Origin of the sequence: Streptomyces sp. NPDC050418 (genome assembly GCF_044458745.1) — a bacterium.
In the GTDB taxonomy this organism is placed as follows: domain Bacteria; phylum Actinomycetota; class Actinomycetes; order Streptomycetales; family Streptomycetaceae; genus Streptomyces.
Map to the genome: position 1 here is coordinate 70,098 of NZ_JBITIG010000019.1, position 16,854 is coordinate 86,951.

A 16,854-nucleotide genomic window follows, 5' to 3' on the forward strand; every position below is an offset into this window, starting at 1 on the left:
GCGGCGACCGTTACAGCTCGTCGCCCGCCCGGCCGTCCGTCCGCAGTTCGCTCAGCGTGGCCCGCAGCCAGGCCAGCTCGGCCTTCGTCGTCGCCCGGGCCACCGTCAGGACGCCGCGTCGGAACGGGTCGTCCAACTCCTCGGCACGCACGGGCCGTTCGCCGTCGTAGAAGAAGCTGGCCGGCTCCTCCAGGAAGGTGAGCCTGCGGCGCAGCACCGTCGCCTGGGCGTCCGGGTCGTCGAGGTGGCGCAGGAACGTGAGCAGGGTGAACCAGCGGTTCTCGTCCGTCACCTCCGGGCCGTCGGCCTCGGCGAGGCGGCGCAGGAGCTCCGCCCGTCCGGCGGCGGTGAGGCTGAGGGTGTGCCGTGGTGCCGCGGCCGGTCCCTGCTCCGTGGTGCGTTCGAGCAGTCCGGCCTTCTCCAGGCGCTTGATCGCCGGGTAGAGCGTGGACTCGCCGACCGGGCGGACGTGCCCGGTGAGGGCGGTGATGCGCTTGCGGAGCACGTAGCCGTGCAGCGGGGCCTCGTAGAGGAAGCCGAGGATCGACAGTTCCAGCATGGGCGCATTCTCCCTCACTCACGGTGTACCTCGTTGACGTAGTACTACGTCATCGTAGTATCGTCGCGTCCCGCAGGGGCAGAGCAAGGGACGATCCGGAGGTTCGCGAGATGCATCAGGCACAGTTCGACCGGCGCGGCAGCATGATCCGTTGGACCGAGGCGCCCGGCGTGGGACCGGCGACCGTGTTCGTGCACGGCCTCGGCGCCGCCTCGACCGTCTACCACGCGCACATCGCGGCCCGGCCCGAACTGGCGGGCCGCAGAGTCCTCTTCGTCGACCTGCCGGGACACGGCATCAGTGACAGGCCCGAGGACTTCGCCTACACGCTGGAGGACCACGCGGACGCGCTCGCCGCCGCGCTCGACGCGGCGGGTGTACGCGGCGGAGTGATCGCCGGACACAGCATGGGCGGCTCCGTCGCGATCGTGCTGGCGCACCGCAGGCCCGACCTGGTGGCGCGGCTGGTCATCACCGAGGGGAACCTCGACCCCTTCCCGGTCCCCAAGGCGGGCAGCAGCGGCATCGCCTCGCACACCGAGGAGGAGTTCGTGCGGGGCGGCGGCTTTGCGCGTGTTCTGGAGCGTGTCGGCCCCACCTGGGCGGCCACGATGCGCCTGACGGACCCCCTCGCCCTGTACCGCACGTCCGCCGCCCTGGTGCGCGGCACCGAACCGGTGATGCGCGAGATGTTCGAACGCGCCCCGATGGAGCGCCTCTACCTGCAAGGTGAGCGCACCGGCGAACTATCCGGCCGCGAGGGCCTGGAGGCGTCGGGGGTGGAGGTCAGGATGGTCGCCGAGGCGGGCCACAACATCATGTTCGACAACCCGGACGCGTTCGCGGCGGCGGTGGCGGGAAGCGGTGTACCGGTCGGGTGACAGCGCGAAGAACCCCCGCGAGTCACGTCCTCGCGGGGGTTCCTCTTTCTCCGCCTGCCCGGTGAGCGGTGAGAAGACGATCACGAGGGCAGGTGCTGCGGGGGCTCGCTCAGGGTGCGAGCAGCAGGTTGTACGAGCGCTCCTTGGCGGCCGTGTAACGCTTCGCCACGTCCTGCCAGTTGACGACCGCCCACATCGCGTCGATGAAGTCGACCTTCTGGTTCTTGTACTGGAGGTAGAACGCGTGCTCCCAGGCGTCGAAGACCAGGATCGGGGTCGAGCCCTGGCCGACATTGCCCTGGTGGTCGTAGATCTGCTCGACGATCAGCCGGCCGCTCACCGGCTCGTACGCGAGGACACCCCAGCCCGAACCCTGGGTGGTCGCCGCGGCCTTGGTGAGCTGGGCCTTGAACCCGGCGAAGGAGCCGAAGGACTCGGTGATGGCGTCCGCGAGATCGCCCACGCCATCGGCCGCGAGGGGCTCGCCGCCGCCGTCACCCGTCATGTTCTGCCAGTAGATCGAGTGCAGGATGTGGCCGGAGAGGTGGAACGCCAGGTTCTTCTCCAGGCCGTTGATCGCCCCGAACGACTCCTTGTCGCGCGCCTCGGCGAGCTGCTCCAGGGTGTCGTTCGCTCCCTTCACGTACGCCGCGTGGTGCTTGTCGTGGTGCAGCTCGATGATCTCGGGGCTGATCACGGGCGCGAGGGCGGCGTAGTCGTAAGGGAGTTCCGGGAGTGTGTAGACGGCCATGACGATCGATCCCCTCCTGCTTGGTGCCCTGCTTATTGCAACTGACTTGCAAGTGCAGGCTAGCACCAATAGGAGCGAAGATCATTGCGGGTACGCGAAAGCCCCGCTCGGTACACACCGGGCGGGGCTTTCGAAAGGGAAGGCGTACGGACGTCAGGCGTCGAGCCGCGCCGCCAGCTTCTCGACCTTCGCCTGCAGGTCCTTGAGCTTGTTGGACTGCTGCAGCGCATAGCCGACCACGGCCAGGAACACCGTCAGACCACCCGTGTAGTACAGCTGGATCCGGGTGCCCTCCTCACGGGCCATCAGGACGAAGATCACGGCCATGCCGGCCAGGGCCACCCAGGTGAGCCACGGGAACAGCCACATCTTCACGACCAGCTTCTCCGGCGCCTCGCGCTGCAGCTTGCGGCGCATCCGCAGCTGCGCGGCGGCGATGAAGAACCACACGACGAGGATGATCGCGCCGATCATGTTGAGCAGCCAGGCGAAGATCGTCTCCGGGTACCAGTAGCTGAGCAGCACGGAGAAGAAGCCGAACAGCGAGGACGCGATGACGGCGATCCGCGGCACACCGCCCGAGATCCGGCCGAGCGCCGGCGGGCCGAGCCGGCGCGAGACCAGCGAACCGGCCATACGGGAGGCGCCGTAGATGTTCGCGTTCATCGCGGACAGGAGCGCGATCAGGACGACCACGTTCATGATCTGCCCGGCGGCGGGCAGGCCGAGGAACTCAAGGGTCACGACGTACGAGCCCTTGCCGGAGGCGAGCGCCGGGTCGTTCCACGGGATCAGCGTGACGATGACGGCCATCGAGCCCACGTAGAAGAGGGCGATCCGCCACATCGCGGTGCGCACCGCCTTCGCGACGCCCTTGACCGGGTGCTCCGACTCGGCCGCGGCGATCGTGACGGTCTCCAGACCGCCGTACGCGAAGACGGAGGCGAGCAGACCGACGATCAGGCCCTCGGTGCCGGTCGGGAAGAAGCCGCCGTCGCCGGTGAGATGGCTCAGGCCGGGCGCCTTGACGTCGGAGCCGGGCAGCACACCCAGGATCGCGAGGACACCGATGACGAGGAACGCGACGATCGCGAGGACCTTGAGCGTGGCGAACCAGAACTCGAACTCACCGAAGTTCCGCACCGAGATGAGGTTCGTGACGCAGAAGAGCAGCATGAACAGCGCGACGAAGGCCCACTCGGGGACACCCGGTATCCAGCCGTGGACGATCTGCGCGGCACCGATGCCCTCCAGGCCCACGGCCACACAGAGCAGGAACCAGAACGACCAGCCGGCCGTGAAGCCCGCCCACGGTCCGATGGCCTTCTCGGCGTGCACGGAGAAGGAGCCGGAGGCCGGGTTGGCGGCGGCCATCTCGCCGAGCATGCGCATCACGAGCATCACGAGGGCGCCGGAGATCGCATACGCGACGATGATCGACGGGCCCGCGGCGGCGATCGCCGAGGCCGAGCCGACGAACAGGCCGGCGCCGATCACGCCGCCGAGCGCGATCATCGACAAGTGGCGCTGCTTCAGGCCTTTGTGGAGCGCGGCGGCGTCGGAGCCGGCGGCTGCGGGCGCATCGGTGTCTGCTGCACCGGTCGCCGGGGCGTCCTCGACGGACGCGGGTGCGGAGGGCGGAGTCATCGCAGGGGGATCCGTTACGTGCGGGGCTGTTGTCAGGTATGCGTAAGCAAGGGCTCAGTGTGGGTGCTGAGTCCGCTCAGGCGTGGGAGCCGACCGGAATCCGGACGCCTTGATCACGCGCAGTACCGGAACGGCTACCGCTACTTCGCTGGAGCGATTACTTCCGCTTCGCTTCCCGTACGAGCGACACCGCGATGACCGCCAGCGTCGCGCCGCCCGACCACAGCAACTGCGGGCGGGCCGTGTCGTCGGTGAGCATCAGGCCCACGACCGCCGCCATCCCCGCGAGCGCGACCCACGTCAGATAGGGGAACGCCCACATCCGCAGCACCAGCTTCTCGGGCGCCTCGCGCTCGATCCGGCGGCGCAGCCGCAGCTGGGCGACCGCGATCAGCGCCCAGACGAAGATCAGCACCGAGCCGACCGCGTTGAGCATGTAGTGGAAGACCGAGTCGGGCCACTTCAGATTGAGGAGGACGGAGACGAACCCGAAGGCGACGGAGGCGAGCACCGCGGGCCGTGGCACTCCGCTCGCGCCGACCTTGAGCAACGCGCGCGGTGCGTCGCCGCGTTCGGCGAGCGAGAAGAGCATGCGCGAGGAGCCGTACGCGTTGGCGTTGAGCGCGGAGAGCAGGGCCACGAAGACCACGATGTTCATGATCGTGCCGGCCGAGGGGATCCCGATCGCGTCGAGCACGGTGACGTACGGACTGGCGTTGCCGCTCTGCGCGGTCCACGGCAGGACCGTCACGATGACCAGCATCGAGCCCACGTAGAAGAAGAGGATCCGCCACACCGCGCTGCGCACCGCGCGCGCCACCGAGCGGGCCGGGTCGTCCGACTCGGCGGCCGCGATGGTGACGACCTCCAGACCGCCGAACGCGAAGATCACCGCGAGCACCCCGGAGATCACGCCCTCCCAGCCGTTGGGCAGAAAGCCGCCCTGGCCGGTGAGGTTGGTGAGGCCGACCGGGTCCGTGTCCGGCAGGATCCCGAAGATCGCGAGAGTGCCGAGGACGAGGAACGCGACGATCGCGAAGACCTTGAGCGCGGCGAACCAGAACTCGAACTCGCCGAAGTTCCGCACCGCGACGAGGTTCGCCACGGTGAACACGGACATGAAGACGAGCACCCAGGTCCACTGCGGCACGGCGGGCGCCCAGCCGTGCGCGATCTGCGCGGCGGCGGTCGCCTCGACGGCGAGCACGATGACGAGCAGGAACCAGTAGAGCCAGCCGGCGCTGAACCCGGCCCACCGCCCGATCGCCTTCTCGGCGTGCACGGAGAACGAGCCCGAGGCCGGGACCGCCGCCGACATCTCGCCGAGCATCCGCATCACCAGCATCGCGAGCACACCCGCGATCAGATACGAGACGACGATGCCGGGACCCGCGACGGCGATACCCGCGCCCGAGCCGACGAAGAGCCCGGCGCCGATGACCCCGCCGAGGCCGAGCATCGTGAGGTGGCGCTGCTTCAGACCGTGGCCGAGGGGTTCGGGGGCATCGGTCAGCGAAGTCGGTTCGTGCATGGTCGGCTCTCGGAGGGTGATTGGTGGGACCCCACAGTCTCACTTGCGGGCCGCGATCCGCGCAAAGCGCGCATCCCGGAGCGTATGGCCTAGTGATGGAGGTCACGCGTCAGGTTTCGTGCGCCCCGGCTTTGTACGGACCGTACGAACCGTGGAACCGCCGCTTTGTCGATGACTGACGGTGAACGCTCGTTGACCCCTGGGATAGCGTCACGGTGTCCCGAACCCCTGTCCGTACGGGGTCCTCGCGCTCATCCCCTCTGGAGTCCGTATGAGCACCGCAGCTGTCGCGACCCGCCCCGGTGAGGTCCTCGCCGACCTCCTGCCCGCCTCGCGTGTGCGCGACATCGCGCTGGTCGTCGGCGGCGCCGCGCTCACCGCGATCTCCGCCCAGCTGTCCGTGCCGGTCCCCGGCTCGCCCGTCCCGGTCACCGGCCAGACCTTCGCCGCGCTGCTCGTCGGCACCGCGCTCGGCGCCCGCCGCGGTCTGCTCTCGCTCGCGCTGTACGCGGTCGTCGGCAGCCTCGGCGCCCCGGTGTTCCAGGGCGGCACCTCCGGCTGGGGCGGCGCCTCCTTCGGTTACGTGGTCGGCATGCTGCTGGCCGCCGGCATGGTCGGCGCGCTGGCCCGCCGCGGCGGCGACCGTTCGGTGCTGCGCACGGCCGGGACGATGGTGCTCGGCTCCGCCGTCATCTACTCCGTGGGCGTGCCGTGGCTGATGGCCTCGACCGGGATGTCCTTCTCGGCCGCGCTCTCCGCGGGTCTCGTGCCGTTCCTGATAGGCGACGCCCTCAAGGCCGCCCTCGCGATGGGTGCGCTGCCCACCGCCTGGAAGCTGGTCGGCCGCAAGGGCTGACCCCCTGGATGACCGACGCGAACGGCCGGGCTGCAGTGGCAGCCCGGCCGTCGACGTATCCGGACGGATCCGCGGGGCGTCGGCCCCGGGACGTCAGCGCCTGGCGCGCAGCCGGTCGCGGACCACCGCGACCACCAGGACCAGCAGTGCGACACCGAGCGACGGCAGCATCTGCTCACGGCCCGCGTCGTCCACGACCATGTAGCCGCAGATGAAGACGATCATGCCGATGGTCAGCCACGTCAGGAACGGGAAGAGCCACATCTTCACGACGAGCTTCTCCGGCGCCTCGCGCAGGATGATGCCGCGCATCTTCAGCTGCGTGATGGCGATGGCCAGCCACACGAAGAGGGCGACCGCACCCGAGGAGTTCAACAGGAACTGGAAGACGGTCTCCGGCCACCAGTAGTTGAACGCCACCGCGGCGAAGCCGAAGACGACCGAGCCGAGGATCGCGGTCTGCGGCACGCCGTTGCCCCGTGTCTTAGCGAAGGCTCGCGGGGCGTCGCCGCGCTCACCGAGCGAGAAGGCCATACGGGACGCGGTGTACAGGCCCGAGTTCAGGCAGGAGAGCACCGCGGTCAGGACGATCACGTTCATGATCTGGCCGGCGTGCGGGATGCCGATCGAGTCAAGGGCGGCGACGTACGAGCCCTTCTCGACGATCGACTCGTCGTCCCAGGGCAGCAGCGTCAGGACCACGAAGATCGAGCCCAGGTAGAAGACGGCGATACGCCAGATCACGCTGTTGGTGGCCTTGGTGACCGCGCGCTGCGGGTCCTCGGACTCACCGGCGGCGAGCGTGACGATCTCGCTGCCCATGAAGGAGAAGACCACCATCAGGACACCGGTGAGGATCGCGCCGGCGCCGTGCGGGAAGAAGCCGCCGGAGTCGGTGAGGTGCGCGAAGCCCGCGCCGGGGTTGTCCGAGCCGGGCAGGAAGCCGAACACGGCGAGGAAACCGATCACGACGAACGCGGCGATCGCCACGACCTTGATCCCGGCGAACCAGAACTCGAACTCGCCGTAGGAACCGACCGAGACGAGGTTCGTGGCGGTCAGCACGACCATCACGATCAGCGCCCAGCCCCACTGCGGGACGGCCGGTATCCAGCCTTCGAGGATGACCGCACCGGCGGTGGCCTCGACGGCGAGGACGACGACCCAGAAGAACCAGTACAGCCAGCCGATGGTGAACCCGGCCCAGCGGCCGAGCGCCCGGTCGGCGTACTCGGAGAAGGAACCCGAGGACGGGTTCGCGGCGGCCATCTCGCCGAGCATGCGCATCACGAAGACGACGAGGACGCCGACGAGCGCGTACGAGATGAGGATGGCGGGGCCGGCCGCGGCGATGCCGGAGCCGGAGCCGACGAAGAGACCGGCACCGATGACACCGCCGATCGCGATCATCGACAGATGGCGGTTCTTGAGGCCGGCCTTGAGGCCGTCGGAGCCGTCAGGGCCTCCGGAGCCGTCGGCGAGGGGAGCGTCGTGGTCCTTGTGGGACTCTGTGACGCCTTCCTTCGCAAGGGACGGTTGCGAGGTCATGCGTGATTCCTTAGGTTCTCGGGTGGCGAGCCCTCGCATTTAAACGGTCGAACGACAGAGGCGGAAGTCCCGATTCCGGATCGTTGTACAAGGACCCTGCAAAAAGACCCGGTGCCGCGACCCGGGCGCGACTCCCCGTCCGGGGACATGCCACACTCGGACCCATGCGCGTGTACCTCGGCTCCGACCATGCCGGCTTCGAACTCAAGAACCACCTCGTCGAGTGGCTCACGGCCCACGGCCACGAGCCCGTGGACTGCGGTCCGCACATCTATGACGCCCAGGACGACTACCCGCCGTTCTGTCTGCGCGCCGCCGAGAAGACGGCCGCGGACCCGGACGCGCTGGGCATCGTGATCGGCGGCTCCGGCAACGGCGAGCAGATCGCCGCGAACAAGGTCCAGGGCGTACGGTGCGCGCTGGCCTGGAGCGAGCAGACCGCCGCGCTCGGCCGCGAGCACAACAACGCGAACGTCGTCTCCATCGGCGGCCGGATGCACACCCAGGACGAGGCCACGAAGTTCGTCGAGGTCTTCCTGACCACGCCGTACTCGGACGAGCCGCGCCACACCCGCCGCATCGAGATGCTCTCGGACTACGAGCGCACCCGCGAACTCCCGCCGATCCCGGCACACCACCCGCAGGGCTGAGCCTCCGCCGTACCCGTGGGCCGGCTCCGGCCGGCCCACTCGCATGTCCGCGCGCACTAGGAGAACGCCGTGCCTGAGGGCCATACGATCCACCGCCTGGCCCAGGACCACAGGGACCGCTTCCTGCGGAGGACCCTTAAAGTCACCAGCCCCCAGGGCAAGTTCGCCCGGAGCGCGACCCTGCTCGACGGCAGAAGGCTGACCGAAGCCGAGGCACACGGCAAACACCTGTTCCTCGGCTTCGGCAAGCTGGGCTGGATCCACATCCACCTCGGCCTCTTCGGCAAGCTGGACTTCGGCGGCCCCGCCGCGCCCCCGCCCACCGACACCGTCCGCCTGCGCCTCACGCACCCGAAGGCGTACGCGGACCTGCGCGGCCCGACGACCTGCGCCCTGATCACGGACGGCGAGAAGCAGGCGATACACGACCGCCTCGGCCCCGACCCGCTGCGCGCCGACGACGACCCCGGCAAGGCGTGGGCCAGGATCAGCCGCTCCCGTACGACCGTCGCCGCCCTGCTCATGGACCAGAAGGTGATCGCGGGCGTCGGCAACGTCTACCGCGCCGAGGTCCTCTTCCGGCACGGCATCGACCCGTACCGCGCGGGCAAGGACCTCACGCGTCGCGAATGGGACGTGATCTGGGCGGATCTGGTGGACCTGATGCGCGAGGGCGTGCGCAACAACCGCATCGACACCGTGCGCCCCGAGCACACCCCGGAGGCGATGGGCCGCCCGCCGCGCGTGGACGACCACGGCGGCGAGGTCTACGTCTACCGCAGGGCGAACCTGCCCTGTCATATCTGTGGCGGCGAGATCCGCACCGCCGATCTCGCCGCCCGCAATTTGTTCTGGTGCCCGGGGTGCCAGTCCCGCTAGGGCCGGCGTATCGCTAGAACCCGTGCGGCAGCCAAGGCGCCACGTCGGACCCGAACGCGAGCGACGCCGCCGCGAGTGTCCCGGGCCGGAGCTCGGTCACCCGCCCCGCCGCCGCCAGCGACGTGAGGCTGACCCCGCCCAGATAGGCCGCGCCCAACTCCCGTACGGACAACGCCAGATCGGCCGCGTCGTCCGTCCGCTTGCACGCGGCGCCCACACTGTCGCCGGTGAGCCGCCAACGCCCCTCGTTCCAGGGGCAGAAGGGGTCGGTCACCTCGAACACCACGTCGACGGGCGTACGGTACGTGCGCGCTTCGAGGGCCGCGCCGACCTCCACCGGACGCAGATGCAGCGAGTCGCGCAGCCGGACGTTGCAGCGCCGGATGTCGGAGACGAGGTACTGCCAGGGGTCGTCGAGCGGACGGGCCTTCAGCTCGACCGTCGTCATCAGGTCCATCGACAGGAAGTGCCGCAGGAGCGCCGCGTGCGCGGCGCCGTCCACGGCCTCCAGCTCGTCCACCTTCACGGTGCCCCTCGGCCCCGCGGCGTCCCAGTCCGGCTTCGTACGGAACCGTGCGTATCCCACAAGATCACCGTCCCGCTCGGCCACCAGGCACTGCAGCGGTGAGGCGCCGTCGCGGCTCTCGGGCGGGTCGATGAGCATGCCCTCGCGCCACGCGTCCAGGCGCGCGAGCATCCCGGGACGCAGCGGGACGAGCCGCGCGTACAGCTCCTCGCAGCGCTCGTGCGACGCCTTCGGATCGGCGAGCCGCAGCGTGATGCCGTCGGCGCCCGGCGGCACCGCAAGGCGCACCCGCTCGCTGTCGATCGCGGCGGTGAGCTGCTGGGTCGCCACGCCGTACCCGAAGCGCCCGTAGATCGCGGGCTCGGACGCGGTGAGCACCGCGAGCGGTTCACCCAGCGCCCGTACGTCGTCGAGCTGGCGCCGCATCATCGACGTGAGGATGCCGCGGCGGCGGTGCGTGGGCGAGACCCCCACCATCGTGACGCCGGCCGCCGGCACCGAGGCGCCGCCGGGCACGGTCAGCCGGAACGAGAAGGCCCCCGCGCAGCCGACCGGCTCGTCGCCGTCCCACACCCCGATGGACCGCTCGGTCTCGGTGACCGCCCGGTCGAACTCCCGCTCCGGCGCCGGTTGCTGCACACCGCCGAACGTCAACTCCAGGACGGAGAACCAGCGTTCCCAGTCATCCGACTTCAGCGTGCGGATCTCAAGTGTCATATGCCCTGCCTACCAGGCGGCCGGGACGACGGGCGAGGGATTTTTCCCGCGCGGAGGCATGCTTCCCCTTTACCTGCCGCATTCCCGGACGGACCGGGCGCGCGGGAGCCGTGGTGCGGATGTGGCCACCTGGCGTGTTCCTGGCGTCACACCTGGTGTGACCGGCCCCGCTCGTGCGGGGGAGAAGGCAGACCTCCCGTGCACGGGGCGGCTCCGGGTGGATAGGGTCCTCGCACGATGGCCGGTGCACAGCGCGCCCGCGCGGAACGCGCGGAGGCGGAGACGTTCCCGGCCCGGATGCGCAAACGCTGGCACCGGGCCCGAGTCGGGCTGCGCAAATCGGGCGTCGACTACTTCCGCGGGGACGGCTCGGACTGGGTCGCCCTGGCCGGACTTCTCGTGATGGTCCCGGCGATCATGACGGGCACGCTCGCGATACCCGTGTGGTTCTCCCCGGCCCTGCTCTGTCTGCCGATCGTCGCGGGCGGACTGCTGCTGCGGCCCGCGAGCCTGCTCGGTCTGTACGCGGCGGCCGCGGCCGCGCTGATCGTCGAGTCGGTCGTGCTCGGCCCCTACCAGGACGGTCCGGCGACCGTCACACCCGGCGTCGTCCTGGTGGTCGCGGCCTGCGGCTTCTTCGGACTCCTCATCGCCCAGTTCCGCAGCCGCGTCGGTGTGCCCTGGCGGCGCGGCGGCACCATGCTCTTCGACCTGCGCGAACGTATCCGGGTCCAGAGCAAGCTGCCCACGCTGCCGGCCGGCTGGCACCGCGAGATGGCGCTGCGGCCCGCCGGCGGCCAGTCCTTCTCCGGCGACTTCGTCTGCGCGGCCCGTACGAACGGCGGCCGCACCCTGGAGGTCGTCCTCACGGACGTCTCCGGCAAAGGCATGGGCGCGGCCTCCCGCGCGCTGCTCCTGTCCGGTGCCTTCGGCGGCCTGCTCGGCTCGCTGCCGCCGCACGAGTTCCTGCCCGCGGCCAACGGCTATCTGCTCCGCCAGGACTGGGACGAGGGCTTCGCGACCTCGATCCACCTCGCCCTCGACCTCGAATCGGGCGACTACGAACTGCTCTCCGCGGGCCATCCGCCGGCCGTGCAGCTGCACGCGGGCACGGGCCGCTGGGAGGAGAAGAGCGCCGAGGGCCCGCTGCTCGGGGTGTACGACGGGGCGCAGTTCGACCCGGTGAAGGGATCGCTGCAGCCGGGGGACGTCCTGATGCTGTTCACGGACGGCCTGGTGGAGACCTCCGACCGCGACATCGCCGAGGGCATCGACCGCCTCACCGGGGAAGCCGACCGCTATGTCGCGGGCGGCTTCCACGGCGCTGCCTGGCATCTCATCGAGGCCGTCGCCAAGGACGTCAACGACGATCGAGCACTGCTTCTTCTCTGCCGGGAGGCGTGAGTCGTTCGCTGCCGGGAGCCGCGAGCGCCGGCTCGGCGACGACCGCTTTCCCCTTCGGCAGGATCCGCGCCAGCCAGTGCGACTGACCGGCGGCCAGCGGCCCGAGGACGGCCAGCAGCAGCACGTATCCCGCAATGAACGGCGAGAGCCGGTCGTCGAGTCCCGCGCCGGCCGCCATCGTGGCGAGGATCAGCGCGAACTCGCCGCGGGCGAGCAGGGTGGTGGAGATGTTCGCCGCGGGCCCGGCTCCGAAGCGGTAGACGCGGGCCGCGGCGAGACCGGCGACCACGTTCATCACCAGCGTCACGGCGACGGCGGCGAGCACCGGCCACAGGACGACCGGCAGGTCGCCCGGGTCGATGGAGAGCCCGAACGCGAAGAAGAAGATCGCGCCGAACGCGTCCCGCAGCGGATGGACGAGCTTGCGGATCCGCTCGCCCGACGTCGTACTGCCGAGCATCAGACCGACCATGAACGCGCCGATCGCGTCCGCGACCCCGAACCACTCGGAGACCCCGGCCATGAACACGGCCGCGCCCAGGAACGAGATGACGAGCAGTTCGTCGTCGCGGGTGGCGAAGAGCTTGCCGACGATGCGGGTGCCGAAGCGGGCGGCGAGCGCCAGCAGGATCAGGAAGCCGAAGGCCTTGCCGCCGTCCATGACGGCCGCGGCGAGCGAGTCCGCGCCGGACAGGATGGGCTGCAGGGCGGCCAGGTAGAGGGCGAGGAAGATGTCCTCGACCACGATGATCCCGAGGATCGGCTTGGTCTCGGGGTTGCCGAGCCGGCCGGTGTCCACCAGGACTTTGGTGACGATCGCGGACGACGAGATGCCGAGCACCCCGGCGAGGACCAGAGCTTCGGAGGTGCCCCAGCCGAGGGCGAATCCGAAACCGAGGCCGGCGCCGACGTTCAGCGCGAGGTAACTCCCCCCGGCGACGGCCATCTTGCGGCCGCCCGCTTTGAGGTCGTCCATATGGAACTCGAGCCCGAGATAGAAGAGCAGCAGGACGAGTCCGAGCGCGGAGAGCATCTCCAGGTCGTGCGGATCGGCGACGAGCACGATCCCGGGCGTGTGGGGGCCGAGAAGGATCCCGGCCAGGATGAACAGCGGAATGGTGGGCAGTCCGATCCGGCCGCCGAGCCGGGCGAGGACCGCGGCGGCGAGGAAGGCGCCGCCCATGGCTATCAAGGTGTCTGCGTGTCCGATGGGCTTCTCTCCTGTCGTGAAGCGGGGGTGCGGCAGGTGGAGGCGGGTGCGGCAGGTAAAGCAAACGTCAAGAACGCGTCAATAGTTAGCTTACCAAAGTGTTTACGTAGCAACTATCCGTGCCGACCCTCACATGGGGACCGGTCTCGTGGGCCGCCGTGGCAGGGGGGTGGGGTAAACCCCCATGAAAACGTGGAGGCGTACCTCATGGTCCCGGGGCGTGCCCGATTCGTACCGTCGTAAGCGATCGAAGAACGACGCGGCGGGGACGACGGAGGAGAACCGGATCATGGATGACCACGCGGTCGAACTGCGCGGTGTGACCCGCACCTACGGGCGCGGGCGCGGCACCGTGCACGCGTTGCGGGGGATCGATCTCGCCCTGGAGCGCGGCAGCTTCACCGCCGTCATGGGGCCCTCCGGCTCCGGCAAATCCACGTTCCTGCAGTGCGCCGCCGGGCTCGACCGCCCGAGCGCGGGATCGGTCCGCCTCGGCGGTACGGAGATCACGGGCATGGGGGAGAACAAGCTGACGGAACTGCGCCGCACCCGGCTCGGCTTCGTCTTCCAGGCGTTCAACCTGCTGCCGTCCCTCACCGTCGAACAGAACGTCCTGCTGCCGATGCGTCTGGCCGGCCGGCGGCCCGACCGTCGCCAGGCCGCCGAAGTCCTCGCGCAAGTCGGTCTCGGCGACAAGGCGAGGCGCCGGCCGGGTGAGCTGTCCGGCGGTCAGCAGCAGCGTGTGGCAATCGCGCGTGCCCTCGTCACCAGCCCCGATGTCGTCTTCGCCGACGAGCCGACCGGCGCACTCGACACCACGACGGCCGCCGAGGTCCTGGGACTTCTGCGCACGGCCGTCGACCGGCTCACGGCCACCGTCGTCATGGTCACGCACGATCCGGCCGCCGCCGCGTATGCCGACCGGGTCCTCTTCCTCGCGGACGGCCGCCTCGTCGACCGGCTCGACGGCGCGGACGCACCGCGGATCGCCGCCCGCATGGCCACCCTCACCACCCCTGCGTACGAGGGGGCGGCCGCCTGATGTTCCGGCCCAACGGCCTCGCGCGGGCCGCCGTCCGCTTCAAACCGGCCTCGTTCGCGGGCACGTTCCTGGCGCTCGCGATGGCCGCGCTGATCGTCTCGGCCTGCGGCATCCTCCTGGAGACGGGAGTACGGGCCTCCGTGCCGCCCGAGCGCTATGCGGGCGCGCCTGTGGTCGCCGCCGCGGACCAGCAGGCCCACTTCGTCACCGGCGGCGGCGACAGCCGCACCGACTCGCCGCACCCCGTGCCCGACCGGGCGCGCCTCGACAACTCCTTGGTGGCGAAGGCCGGTTCGGTGCCCGGCGCGCGGACGGCCGTCGCCGACCTCACCTTTCCCCTGCAAGGAGAGAAGGGGGCGGTGACCGCGCACAACTGGGGTTCGACCGCGTTCACCGGCGAGCGTCTGAGCAGTGGTGCGGCGCCCCGGACCGGCGAGGTCGTGGTGACCGAGGGTGCGGCTCGCGTGGGTGCGCGCATCAGCCTCACGACACCGGACGGCCCGCGCCTCTTCACCGTCTCCGGGCTGGTCCGCGCCTCGGGCCCGACCGCGTGGCTCGCCGACGCCGAGGCGCCGCGGCTCTCCGGTCACCCCGGAAGGATCGACGCCATCGCCGTCCTACCCGAAAAGGGCACCACCGCAGGCGAGTTGAAGGAGCAGGTCGCCCACGCGCTCGGCGGCAAGGCGAAGGTGTACGCGGGGGAGGCGCGCGGAAATGCCGAGGGCGGGGCGCTCGCCTCCGCCCAGGAGATGCTCACCGGAATCGGCGGCTCCTTCGGCGGAGTCGCCACGATGGTCGCCGTGTTCACGGCCGCGGGCACCGTCGCGCTCTGCGTCGGGCAGCGCGCCCGCGAGTTCGCGCTGCTGCGGGCCGTCGGGGCGACCCCCCGGCAGATCCGGCGCACCATCGCCACCGAGGCCCTGATGCTCGCACCGGTCGCCGGAGCCGCCGGCTGTCTGCCCGGGATCGCGCTCGCCACCTGGTGGTTCGGGCAGCTCAAGGAGAAGGGAGCCGTCCCGGAAGCGGTTCAGCTCTCCGTCTCCTGGATCCCGCTGGTGAGCGCCATCGGCGCCGTCCTGCTCACTGCGCTCCTCGCCGGATACGCCGCCGCCCGCCGCGCCTCGCGCATCAAGCCCGGCCAGGCGCTGGGCGAGGCGAGCGTGGAGCGGCTGCGGCCCGGCTGGATCCGTACACCGCTCGGCGTCGGCGCGCTCGTCGGCGGCTTCTTCTTCGCCCGGCTTGCCGCGAGCGAGACCGGCGAGGACGCGGCCAACGCGGCACTCGGCGTCGTGATGCTGTTCATGCTGGCCGTAGCGCTGCTCGGCCCGTTCGTGGCCCGCGGCTGCGCGGCGCTCTTCGGTCTTTTCCTGCGCGGCGCGGGCGCACCTGGCTCCCTCGCCGCCGCCAACTCCCGTACGAACGCACGCCGGATGGCCTCCGCCATCACCCCCATCGTGCTCGCGATGGCCTTCGCCTCGACCCTCGTCTTCATGCACACCAGCGAGGACCGTGCGGCGGCCCGTCAGCAGGCGGCCGGCATCACCGCCGACCACATCGTGCGCGCGGAGCACGGACTGCGCGCCGATGCCCTCGACCGCACCCACGGCGCCACCGCGGCCGTCTCGCTCCTCAAGACCTCGGTCCTCGTCGAGGCGGGCTCCGGCGGCGACCGCCGGCTCCAGTCCGCCTCCGCCCAAGGCGTCTCCGGTACGGCGAAGGCGCTCGCCCAGGTCCAGGACCTCGACGTCCGCGCGGGCACCCTCCGCCTCGGCGCCGACGAGGTCGCCGTCGACGCGAGCCTCGCGCAGAGCGCCAGGGTCGGCGTCGGCGACCGGATCGAACTGCGGCTGCCCGACGGCACCAGGGCCGAGCCGACCGTCGTCGCCACGTACGGACGCGGCCTGGGCCTCTCCCAAGTCACCCTCGCCCAGGACGTCTTGAAGCCCCATGTCACCTCCGCCTTCGCCTCCGAGCTGTGGACGAAGGGTTCCACCGCCGCCGCGCTCGCCCCGCTCGGCCAGGTCCTGGACCGCGGCGGCTACACGGGCACCGCATCCCTGGACCGCGAGCTCAATGCCTGGGCGAACACCACCATGGCCGCGGTCCTCGGCGGCTTCGCCGCCCTCGCCGCCGGCAACACCCTGGTGATGACAGTCCTCGACCGCCGCCGCGAGCTCGGCATGCTCCGCCTCATCGGCTCCACCCGCCGCCAGGTGCTGCACATGGTCGGCTGGGAGGCGCTCCTCGTCGCGTGCGCGGGCATCGCCCTCGGCTCCGCCATCGCGCTCGCCACCCTCGTCCCGATGATGAACGGCCTCACGGGCGAGAGCCCCTACATACCCCCGCTCGTCTACGGCTCCTTCGCGGCCTCCGCCCTCGCGCTCGGCCTCCTCGCCACGCACCTTCCGGCCCGGGCGGCGCTGCGTACGCACAGGTGAACCGCGAACGCGGGTGACCGCCGATTGCATGCCTCGGCCAACAATTGATAGAGATGGCTCCGTATGCATTCCGGCCATCGGACCGTCATGCATCCAGCCATGCAGTCCATCCTGACCAGGCCGGGGGAGGCCCGATGAAGTTCGATATGGGTGCGTCCGTGTTGTCGAGTCTGCGGTCGCAGTCGCAGACGTCGAGTGATGATCTGGGGTCGTTG

Annotated in this window: 14 protein-coding genes; 7 read left to right on the forward strand and 7 right to left on the reverse strand. The window is 70.5% G+C overall.

All coding sequences use genetic code 11. The annotated features are described in order from the left end of the window. Window positions 1-10 precede the first annotated feature (10 nt). Window positions 11-559 (reverse strand): PadR family transcriptional regulator, encoded by a 549-nt coding sequence (locus tag ACIBI4_RS34435; RefSeq protein WP_399208180.1) that lies wholly within the window; start codon window positions 557-559, stop codon window positions 11-13. Window positions 560-669: 110 nt separating this feature from the next. On the opposite strand from ACIBI4_RS34435, the gene ACIBI4_RS34440 reads away from it, so the two are divergent. Further along, entirely contained in the window at window positions 670-1,440 is a 771-nt protein-coding gene (locus tag ACIBI4_RS34440) for an alpha/beta fold hydrolase (protein ID WP_399208181.1), read from the forward strand. A gap of 109 nt (window positions 1,441-1,549) precedes the next feature. Here ACIBI4_RS34440 and ACIBI4_RS34445 read toward each other — a convergent pair whose 3' ends face one another. From ACIBI4_RS34445 to ACIBI4_RS34455, 3 genes are all read right to left on the reverse strand, one after another. Beyond that, window positions 1,550-2,191: a superoxide dismutase gene (locus ACIBI4_RS34445; protein WP_399208182.1), complete on the reverse strand. Its 642-nt coding sequence runs from the start codon at window positions 2,189-2,191 to the stop codon at window positions 1,550-1,552. Window positions 2,192-2,344: 153 nt separating this feature from the next. Next, a complete protein-coding gene (locus ACIBI4_RS34450) occupies window positions 2,345-3,838 on the reverse strand; it encodes an amino acid permease (RefSeq protein WP_399208183.1) in 1,494 nt (497 codons plus the stop codon). A gap of 157 nt (window positions 3,839-3,995) precedes the next feature. Then, window positions 3,996-5,369 (reverse strand): amino acid permease, encoded by a 1,374-nt coding sequence (locus tag ACIBI4_RS34455; protein WP_399208184.1) that lies wholly within the window; start codon window positions 5,367-5,369, stop codon window positions 3,996-3,998. A 271-nt stretch (window positions 5,370-5,640) separates the two neighbouring features. On the opposite strand from ACIBI4_RS34455, the gene ACIBI4_RS34460 reads away from it, so the two are divergent. After that, entirely contained in the window at window positions 5,641-6,225 is a 585-nt protein-coding gene (locus ACIBI4_RS34460) for a biotin transporter BioY (RefSeq protein WP_399208185.1), read from the forward strand. A 93-nt stretch (window positions 6,226-6,318) separates the two neighbouring features. On the opposite strand, the gene ACIBI4_RS34465 is transcribed toward ACIBI4_RS34460, so the two are convergent. Next, window positions 6,319-7,773: an amino acid permease gene (locus ACIBI4_RS34465; RefSeq protein WP_399208186.1), complete on the reverse strand. Its 1,455-nt coding sequence runs from the start codon at window positions 7,771-7,773 to the stop codon at window positions 6,319-6,321. Between the two features lie 164 nt (window positions 7,774-7,937). Between ACIBI4_RS34465 and ACIBI4_RS34470 the strand changes: the two genes are divergently transcribed. Both ACIBI4_RS34470 and ACIBI4_RS34475 read left to right on the forward strand, forming a co-directional pair. Beyond that, window positions 7,938-8,423, forward strand: a complete 486-nt coding sequence (locus tag ACIBI4_RS34470) for a ribose-5-phosphate isomerase (protein ID WP_399208187.1) — start codon at window positions 7,938-7,940, stop codon at window positions 8,421-8,423. A gap of 69 nt (window positions 8,424-8,492) precedes the next feature. Continuing rightward, on the forward strand, window positions 8,493-9,302 hold the full coding sequence (locus tag ACIBI4_RS34475; RefSeq protein WP_399208188.1) for an Fpg/Nei family DNA glycosylase: 810 nt from the start codon (window positions 8,493-8,495) through the stop codon (window positions 9,300-9,302). A gap of 13 nt (window positions 9,303-9,315) precedes the next feature. Here the strand turns inward: ACIBI4_RS34475 and ACIBI4_RS34480 are convergent, their stop codons facing one another. Continuing rightward, a complete protein-coding gene (locus ACIBI4_RS34480) occupies window positions 9,316-10,545 on the reverse strand; it encodes a GNAT family N-acetyltransferase (protein WP_399208189.1) in 1,230 nt (409 codons plus the stop codon). 237 nt (window positions 10,546-10,782) lie between these two features. On the opposite strand from ACIBI4_RS34480, the gene ACIBI4_RS34485 reads away from it, so the two are divergent. Beyond that, on the forward strand, window positions 10,783-11,949 hold the full coding sequence (locus ACIBI4_RS34485) for a PP2C family protein-serine/threonine phosphatase (protein ID WP_399208190.1): 1,167 nt from the start codon (window positions 10,783-10,785) through the stop codon (window positions 11,947-11,949). Here ACIBI4_RS34485 and ACIBI4_RS34490 read toward each other — a convergent pair. Next, entirely contained in the window at window positions 11,906-13,132 is a 1,227-nt protein-coding gene (locus ACIBI4_RS34490; protein ID WP_399208191.1) for a cation:proton antiporter, read from the reverse strand. The genes ACIBI4_RS34485 and ACIBI4_RS34490 overlap by 44 nt on opposite strands. Window positions 13,133-13,448: 316 nt before the next feature. Here ACIBI4_RS34490 and ACIBI4_RS34495 point away from each other — a divergent pair, with 316 nt between their 5' ends. Continuing rightward, a complete protein-coding gene (locus ACIBI4_RS34495) occupies window positions 13,449-14,201 on the forward strand; it encodes an ATP-binding cassette domain-containing protein (protein ID WP_399208192.1) in 753 nt (250 codons plus the stop codon). Further along, on the forward strand, window positions 14,201-16,639 hold the full coding sequence (locus ACIBI4_RS34500) for an ABC transporter permease (protein ID WP_399208193.1): 2,439 nt from the start codon (window positions 14,201-14,203) through the stop codon (window positions 16,637-16,639). The genes ACIBI4_RS34495 and ACIBI4_RS34500 overlap by 1 nt, the downstream gene beginning before the upstream one ends. The last annotated feature ends 215 nt before the right edge of the window (window positions 16,640-16,854 follow it).

What these genes read in the sequence shown, in the direction of transcription:
- ACIBI4_RS34495 (WP_399208192.1), top strand. Translation starts at nt 13,449, where the DNA reads ATGGATGACCACGCGGTCGAACTGCGCGGTGTGACCCGCACCTACGGG.
- ACIBI4_RS34445 (WP_399208182.1), bottom strand. Translation starts at nt 2,191, where the DNA reads ATGGCCGTCTACACACTCCCGGAACTCCCTTACGACTACGCCGCCCTC.
- ACIBI4_RS34440 (WP_399208181.1), top strand. Translation starts at nt 670, where the DNA reads ATGCATCAGGCACAGTTCGACCGGCGCGGCAGCATGATCCGTTGGACC.
- ACIBI4_RS34480 (WP_399208189.1), bottom strand. Translation starts at nt 10,545, where the DNA reads ATGACACTTGAGATCCGCACGCTGAAGTCGGATGACTGGGAACGCTGG.
- ACIBI4_RS34485 (WP_399208190.1), top strand. Translation starts at nt 10,783, where the DNA reads ATGGCCGGTGCACAGCGCGCCCGCGCGGAACGCGCGGAGGCGGAGACG.
- ACIBI4_RS34470 (WP_399208187.1), top strand. Translation starts at nt 7,938, where the DNA reads ATGCGCGTGTACCTCGGCTCCGACCATGCCGGCTTCGAACTCAAGAAC.
- ACIBI4_RS34455 (WP_399208184.1), bottom strand. Translation starts at nt 5,369, where the DNA reads ATGCACGAACCGACTTCGCTGACCGATGCCCCCGAACCCCTCGGCCAC.
- ACIBI4_RS34460 (WP_399208185.1), top strand. Translation starts at nt 5,641, where the DNA reads ATGAGCACCGCAGCTGTCGCGACCCGCCCCGGTGAGGTCCTCGCCGAC.
- ACIBI4_RS34435 (WP_399208180.1), bottom strand. Translation starts at nt 559, where the DNA reads ATGCTGGAACTGTCGATCCTCGGCTTCCTCTACGAGGCCCCGCTGCAC.
- ACIBI4_RS34490 (WP_399208191.1), bottom strand. Translation starts at nt 13,132, where the DNA reads ATGGGCGGCGCCTTCCTCGCCGCCGCGGTCCTCGCCCGGCTCGGCGGC.
- ACIBI4_RS34500 (WP_399208193.1), top strand. Translation starts at nt 14,201, where the DNA reads ATGTTCCGGCCCAACGGCCTCGCGCGGGCCGCCGTCCGCTTCAAACCG.
- ACIBI4_RS34450 (WP_399208183.1), bottom strand. Translation starts at nt 3,838, where the DNA reads ATGACTCCGCCCTCCGCACCCGCGTCCGTCGAGGACGCCCCGGCGACC.
- ACIBI4_RS34465 (WP_399208186.1), bottom strand. Translation starts at nt 7,773, where the DNA reads ATGACCTCGCAACCGTCCCTTGCGAAGGAAGGCGTCACAGAGTCCCAC.